This is a genomic window from Marinilabilia sp., assembly GCF_016278715.1.
In the GTDB taxonomy this organism is placed as follows: domain Bacteria; phylum Bacteroidota; class Bacteroidia; order Bacteroidales; family Marinilabiliaceae; genus Marinilabilia.
Genome location: NZ_JADQBH010000297.1, coordinates 1 through 6,242, shown reverse-complemented (window position 1 = coordinate 6,242; position 6,242 = coordinate 1). Strand labels below are relative to the sequence as shown.

Genomic DNA, 6,242 nt, shown 5'->3' with positions numbered 1-6,242 from the left:
CGGTAACCCCGGTTAACCTGCACTTCGCCTTTATCGTCCACCAAGGGAACCCGGAACATTACAACCCGTTCCGGTTCCGTCATTCGCTCCAATATTTTGGTTTTCTGATAACGGGGGTTATCCAGATAAAAGTCCCATACAGTTTCAACAACTTCCTGTACGGCTTGTAAAAATTCATCTTCGCCGGGATTCTTCATCCTGACAGTGTCCATAAATGCTTTAAACTTATTTTCCATATCTCTGGATTTTTTTGGTCTGTTATTTACATCAAAAATAAGGATATTTTTTATACGCACTAACAATTTGAAAGGTTTTATAAAGTCACGAAAAACTCTCTCAAACAACTAATTTTCTGTTTTTTACGCTCCAACCAGAAAGATTTCATGATAAAAATCAATAAAGATTTCCCAGGAAATTTTGATAATCTGTAAGCACTTATTCCTTTTAACCTCCACCAGTTACTGCTACACCCAACAGACAAAGGCATTTCAAGCAATAACACAATATAAAAAATTAATCCATTGTTATATAAAACAGATTCTTCGTCGTACATCCCTCCGTCCTTGTGGATTTCTTTGCAAGCAAAGCGGCATAGCCGAGCGGTAATCCACAAGGCTTTTTCTGCGGATTTGCAATCCGCTTCATAGAAACCTACTCCACAAAACTTCTTTTTTAAACCAAGAAAATTTCATTTGGTGATTCTGAATTACAAATCCAGGGAAGGAAACGAGGTAGATTGCAAATCCACCCCGACGGATAATCCACCCCGACGGAACATATCCCCAAAGTGAGAAAAAACATCCACACCCATAACCAGACACCATTATAAATAGAAAAAGGGCAGCACCGTAGTGCCACCCTTTAATTGCTATTTGGTTTCTAAGTTTTTGCTTATCGCTGAACTTTAATGTCCAATTCGATGTAGTCACCAATTCCATTAGTGCCTTGTATATCGACAACTTCAATCAATCCTTTGTTTCCATAATTGTCAACAAATTCAAGAACGTCACCAACAGACAGATTTGTAATTGTTTCTGCAGTTGATGCCGAAATAGAATTCAAATCAGAATCTAACGTAACATCTGCAAAATCAACCGAAGTTAAATCTGTAAGGGCAAAATAAGTGTGATTCAACTGATCTGCTGTAGTATTGGCAATGGTTTCTACATCAATAATACTGGATGGATAATCAGCTGTAGAAGCTAATGAAGCCTGTCCGGTGTTTCCGTAATAATACCCAAAGTCCCAATATGCAGCAAATTCTTCTCCTTGATTAATCTCATACAACTCTCCATCAATCAAAGAAATGAAAGTTTCGGAAGTTCCATCTGCCAATGGTGCAGCAAGAATCTTAGCAGTAAATTCTTTTACAGGAGATGTTGCAGGGTTGGTACCACCATAATCAACAATTACTTTTCCGGGTCCGGAAACCAGACTATTTTCAACATCGCGATAGTCACCACGACCTGAAGTTGCCCAAAGTTGGTACTCCACAGTTCCTTCGGTCATACCTGACAAAACAGGGAAGGGAATAGTGAAAGTAAAATCATAACCTTCGCCGCTACTTAAATCAATAGAGCCATCCCCTTTTACATCCAATCCGTCAATATCCAGTTCATACTTTTCAAAACCGGCACCTGCAATGTTCTGAGTCATATATAAACGTCTCATTTTCGAATCTGCAGAAGTGAAATTCACGGTAACATTTGCACTGGTAGCACCCGCATCCAGGTCATTTACATAAATAGTTGTTACAGCCGACTGGTCGCCCTCAGCGATATTGAGCTCTACATCCTCATCCTCCGTTGCCAAAATACTTTCGTCTTCCTCACACGAGGTAAAGCTAAAGCCCATAAAAAGAGCTGCTATCATTAAACTTACAAATTTCAATTTTTTCATTTTAAAAATGGTTTTAGTGTTAAAAATTCTATTTATAATTATCAATCTATTCATTGAATGCCACCCACTTGCAGCAAAACTTAGAAAAAACAAATCCCTGTCCTCTCATGGCTATGACAGGGACAAAAAACAACCTCAAGCCTCAAAAAGGTTTGCGCCGTTATACAATCAAAAAAATATCCGGTAAGGCCCTAATACATCTGGAGTGTTTGTCTATTCTATATAAGCAGACAAACGTAATTCAGTTTTTGTTCAATTCAAAATAGTTTAAAAAAACCCAACAACCTTAATGGAAGTCAGAAAACAAACATACAAACAATAGAGAGCAAAATTATTTTTTTTACAAACAAATACATATTTTAATCTTTGCGACCAATAAAAACCTTAAGCTTACGCTTACCATCCCCCTACACACCAATTTCCATGCCAAAACAGGAGGATTTCATATTCAAAAGATCTCAAGCGGCTTTAAGTATTTATTAAAAGTTGTAAAAATTTATTTACGAAAAATAAGTGAGTTTGTTTCCATTTCACCTTAATATTATCAAAAACAACGTTTAACACCTTCAACTACTTCCGGTTTTTCAGCTTTTCAATCATCCAATCATTAGGCACAAAAAAAATTAATCCTTTGGAGACTCAGAATATTAATTTTTGGATATAAATCAAAGGAATCAAAAAAAGTTTGACTAAAAAGTCACTTCAGCTATTGCATTGCCTGGGCCATGGTCTCATAGATTATTAAAAATGAGATTCTTCATTGCGATCAAAATGAAAAAACACACGAAACCAATGGTTTTTTGAAAAACCTCGAATAGATGCCATAGCACCCAACATTTTTGTTCCTGATACAATAACTCTGAAGTAAAGACGAAGTAATGGAGAGATGGTTGCAAGGTTTTTTGTTTAATAACGAAAAATTAAGGAATTACTTTTGCAGTTCTTTCCAAAAACGGTTCATAGCAAAGATGGGGCCTGTTAAAAAATTAAGTTCCTTCAAAAAAGACTTTTCTACGAAAAACTTAAGCATACGACACCTTCAGCGTCGATAAACTTTGTTTTGCGATCAGCTATAAACATAAGAGCCCTTCAGGCTCTGCTTCCCTTCAATATACGGACATGATCCCGAAGGTTCTGTTCCCCTGAAGCACAAAGGCAGCCCCACGAAGCCCCACAAAATGAGTCAAATATATAAAATGTATTTCTTCAAGATGGTAGACCCAAAAGCGGGTCATACCAGTTTGTGTAATTGTTTTTCTTTTGATTATAATTTTTGAAGCCTATTAACATAGGAGCCCTTCAGGCTCTGCTTCCCTTCAATATACGAACATGATCCCGAAGCTTCGGGATTGGAAGCATTTAATAATCAACGATTTGCCTTACCTGCGACATAACACATAACTCTCTCACAATAAAAGCTTTGCGTCATTGCCTCTTTGCATTAATGTTTTATTAAAGGACTATTGATTATGACGAACCCCAAGAATAAAGATTCTTCAATTTTGTGAAATCCCCATTTGCCACAAGCGGGAGCTCACGACTAAGCCACGGTTCAGGGCATTCTCTTTATTATACTCATATTGAATTTTTCCATCCTGAATAACAAAATTAATGGCTGCTCCCCGGTCTATCATGCCTTTTTGCTCCGACACCAACAACGTCGAACACCCTTCCAATTTGGCCAGAACCTCCTTCATTTGCCGACTCTGCCAGTGCCCCACAAACATAATGTGGGGCTTTCCAACTTCGACGGCTGACATATAATTACGAACTTCAATGGGCTGGTTTCCGGCCATTTTACCTTCCGAAAGCTCCTTTAGTCGCTCATAAACTGATACGTGGCCCAATACTTCAATGACAAAATTCCCTTCCCGAACCTCCTCTGGCCACTCAACATAACGGGTGAAATTCAGCAAATAAAGAGAGATGTAATTCTCCTCTTGTCCTTTGCTACTCATCGAAAGAAGAAGCAAAATTCCAATCACAAATATATTCCTAATCATGGCTCCTTTTATTTTTCGATGGAAAATCGGATGGTTTTAGTTGTTTTATTTTTAAGTGCATCAGTAGCCTCAATATCTATTGAATAATTACCGGGCAGCAATCCACTAACAGGAATAGTTTCCGCCATCTTGTCACCATTGACCGAATACTTCAGTGATTCTTCACCTGCCACATCATCGGTGGCACCAATATAGATTTTTGTATTGGAGGGGTAGATAATATATTTTTCTTCACGAACAATCTTTTCTCCAATGGGTTCCACACTAAAATGATGATGGATGGAAGGCCCCTCTTCATCGACCACAAACACTAAAGAATGCAGCTCATCCCGGTTATTGACATTATCAGTTGCCATCCACTCCAAAAGATTTACACCTGTCTTACCTGCAACAAACGGCTCCAGGTATTCATGGTCAACATCATTGAGAGAATACGTTACCTTCTGCACTCCACTTTCTTTATCTGTTGCATCCAATTGAATTCTGGTCTGACCTGCAACAAATAAAGTGTCCCTATTTCTGAAAACCGGACCGTTGAAAGAAATCTTACTCTCAGGTGCAATCCTGTCAATGTAAAAGTGGCGTTCTTCTTCAGGGGCGGTATTTTCCACCCAGTCCACCGCCGAATAAGCCAGAGCCACCGGGCTGTTTCCGGCCGGATGAAAAGCCTCCTGATACAATTCCTTCGTCAGGAAAGAGTTGTAACTGTAGAAAATAGTCTGAACCCCGGATTTGTCATCCATTGCAGAAAGCAAGACTCGAGTTCTTTCGGAAATATACTCTTTGTCAGATTGATGATAATCCCCATCAAAAGTGAACTCCACGACAGGAGGCTCGGTATCAATGTAGTAATCGAAGACATCTGCATCTTCGTTGTTTTTATTACCTCCGGATGAAAGCGTCCCGATAAATTTGTGTGCTTCACTATTCCCCACTCTGTCTTCGGAATAATAAGTAATCCGTCCATCTCCGGCTTTCAGGCGCGATACGGGAATGGGGTTTTTATAAACCTCAAAACCGGAATCATCTACTGCAAAATAAACTTTTGCCACCCCTGACAGACTGTCTGAGGCAGATAAACAAATAGTAGCATCCGGAGCCAGTACGCTGTTTTTATTTATTCCAATGACCTCATGGGTGGTTTTGGGAGCGGTATGATCAACAACAAAATTAAAGGAGTGCACATCCTCTGCATTCCCCACATTATCAACCGAATAAAACTTAATGGAATATTCTCCTTCATCGCCAACACTAAGCGGATATTTCCGTGACGCAACAAATCCGGCATTGTTCAATGAGTAATAAACATCCTCCACACCTGACATTTCATCGGAAGCTTCAAAGGTCAGTTTCATTTCTTCGCCAAAAAAGGTAATCCCATCGGTCTGAGTTCTTACCGACTCGCCAAACATCAAACGTGCCTCAGGCTTTATTCCATCAGCATAAACATCGAAAACAATATCCTGGAGGGGGTAAACAGTCCTTTTAGTTGCCGTATCCACTGCCGAGGGCGACCTGAGTGTATTCCACCCCTCGGCATCCAAAAACATAGGATTGGCATATTGAGGAGTTTTACTACTATTCAGCAACCAGGATTCTGAATTTTCATCGTCCGATGTGGAAATTCTCAGATACAGAGGTAAGTCCTTGTTTACAAAGAGTTTACCTTCGTCCGAACGGTACATTCGTTTCTCATGATGAAGGGGTTCCTGGGCAAGTGAAGAAAAATTTCCGATTGCCGAAAGGAGAAAAGTGCACAGAACAACTTTTCCAAAAAGTCCTGGTTTAATTGAAATTGTTTTTTTGATATTGGCGATTTGAAATATGGTATTCATTTTTTATGGTTTTAGGTTTCGCGTGTTGTACGCATCAAAATTAGTTTTTGGCAACATTTTTTGCTATTTGTTGACAAACCATTGACCAATTCCGTTTTTTGTTTGATTAAGTAAAAATTTCTGCAATGAGATATATCGGAAAGGATAAAAACTGTCCGACGTTACCACCTCCAGCGAAGAGAAATAGAATAAAAATTAACAGGGTCCGGTTAAAGAAATGAGATTCCTTCACTACGTTTTCAACGACAGACCCTTAAGTGATATTATTGGGATGAGATGAAGCAATCTTAATCTTATCTTTTCAACTTCGCCGTTCACTAGTGAAAAAAGATAAGGTTCGAAAGAAGAGTATAAAAAGAAGCGAAGGGCCACTTCCCTGCGTACGACAAATTTCCTTATCTTTACCACAACCTAAACTTATTTAGTTATGAGTAAAGCCACATTAAACCAGGTAGCTCAAAAAGCAGGGGTATCAAAAACCACAGCGTCACTGGTTTTGAACGGG

The 6,242-nt window shown here is 39.0% G+C and carries 4 protein-coding genes and 1 pseudogene; 1 reads left to right on the top strand and 4 read right to left on the bottom strand.

The genetic code is table 11. The annotated features are described in order from the left end of the window. The 4 genes and pseudogenes from QZZ43_RS18075 to QZZ43_RS18060 form a co-directional block, all read right to left on the bottom strand. A pseudogene (locus QZZ43_RS18075) lies at nucleotides 1-236 on the bottom strand (glutamate dehydrogenase); the annotation flags it as partial. Between the two features lie 655 nt (nucleotides 237-891). Then, entirely contained in the window at nucleotides 892-1,899 is a 1,008-nt protein-coding gene (locus tag QZZ43_RS18070; RefSeq protein WP_291862191.1) for a hypothetical protein, read from the bottom strand. A gap of 1,496 nt (nucleotides 1,900-3,395) precedes the next feature. Beyond that, nucleotides 3,396-3,902, bottom strand: a complete 507-nt coding sequence (locus QZZ43_RS18065; protein ID WP_291862189.1) for a YfiR family protein — start codon at nucleotides 3,900-3,902, stop codon at nucleotides 3,396-3,398. Nucleotides 3,903-3,910: 8 nt separating this feature from the next. Beyond that, nucleotides 3,911-5,737, bottom strand: a complete 1,827-nt coding sequence (locus QZZ43_RS18060; RefSeq protein WP_291862187.1) for a hypothetical protein — start codon at nucleotides 5,735-5,737, stop codon at nucleotides 3,911-3,913. Between the two features lie 427 nt (nucleotides 5,738-6,164). On the opposite strand from QZZ43_RS18060, the gene QZZ43_RS18055 reads away from it, so the two are divergent. After that, nucleotides 6,165-6,242 (top strand): LacI family DNA-binding transcriptional regulator (locus QZZ43_RS18055; protein WP_291862193.1); only part of this gene is annotated, 78 nt, incomplete at its 3' end.

Coding starts and splice junctions, on each gene's coding strand:
- QZZ43_RS18070 (WP_291862191.1), bottom strand. CDS start 1,899: ATGAAAAAATTGAAATTTGTAAGTTTAATGATAGCAGCTCTTTTTATG.
- QZZ43_RS18065 (WP_291862189.1), bottom strand. CDS start 3,902: ATGATTAGGAATATATTTGTGATTGGAATTTTGCTTCTTCTTTCGATG.
- QZZ43_RS18060 (WP_291862187.1), bottom strand. CDS start 5,737: ATGAATACCATATTTCAAATCGCCAATATCAAAAAAACAATTTCAATT.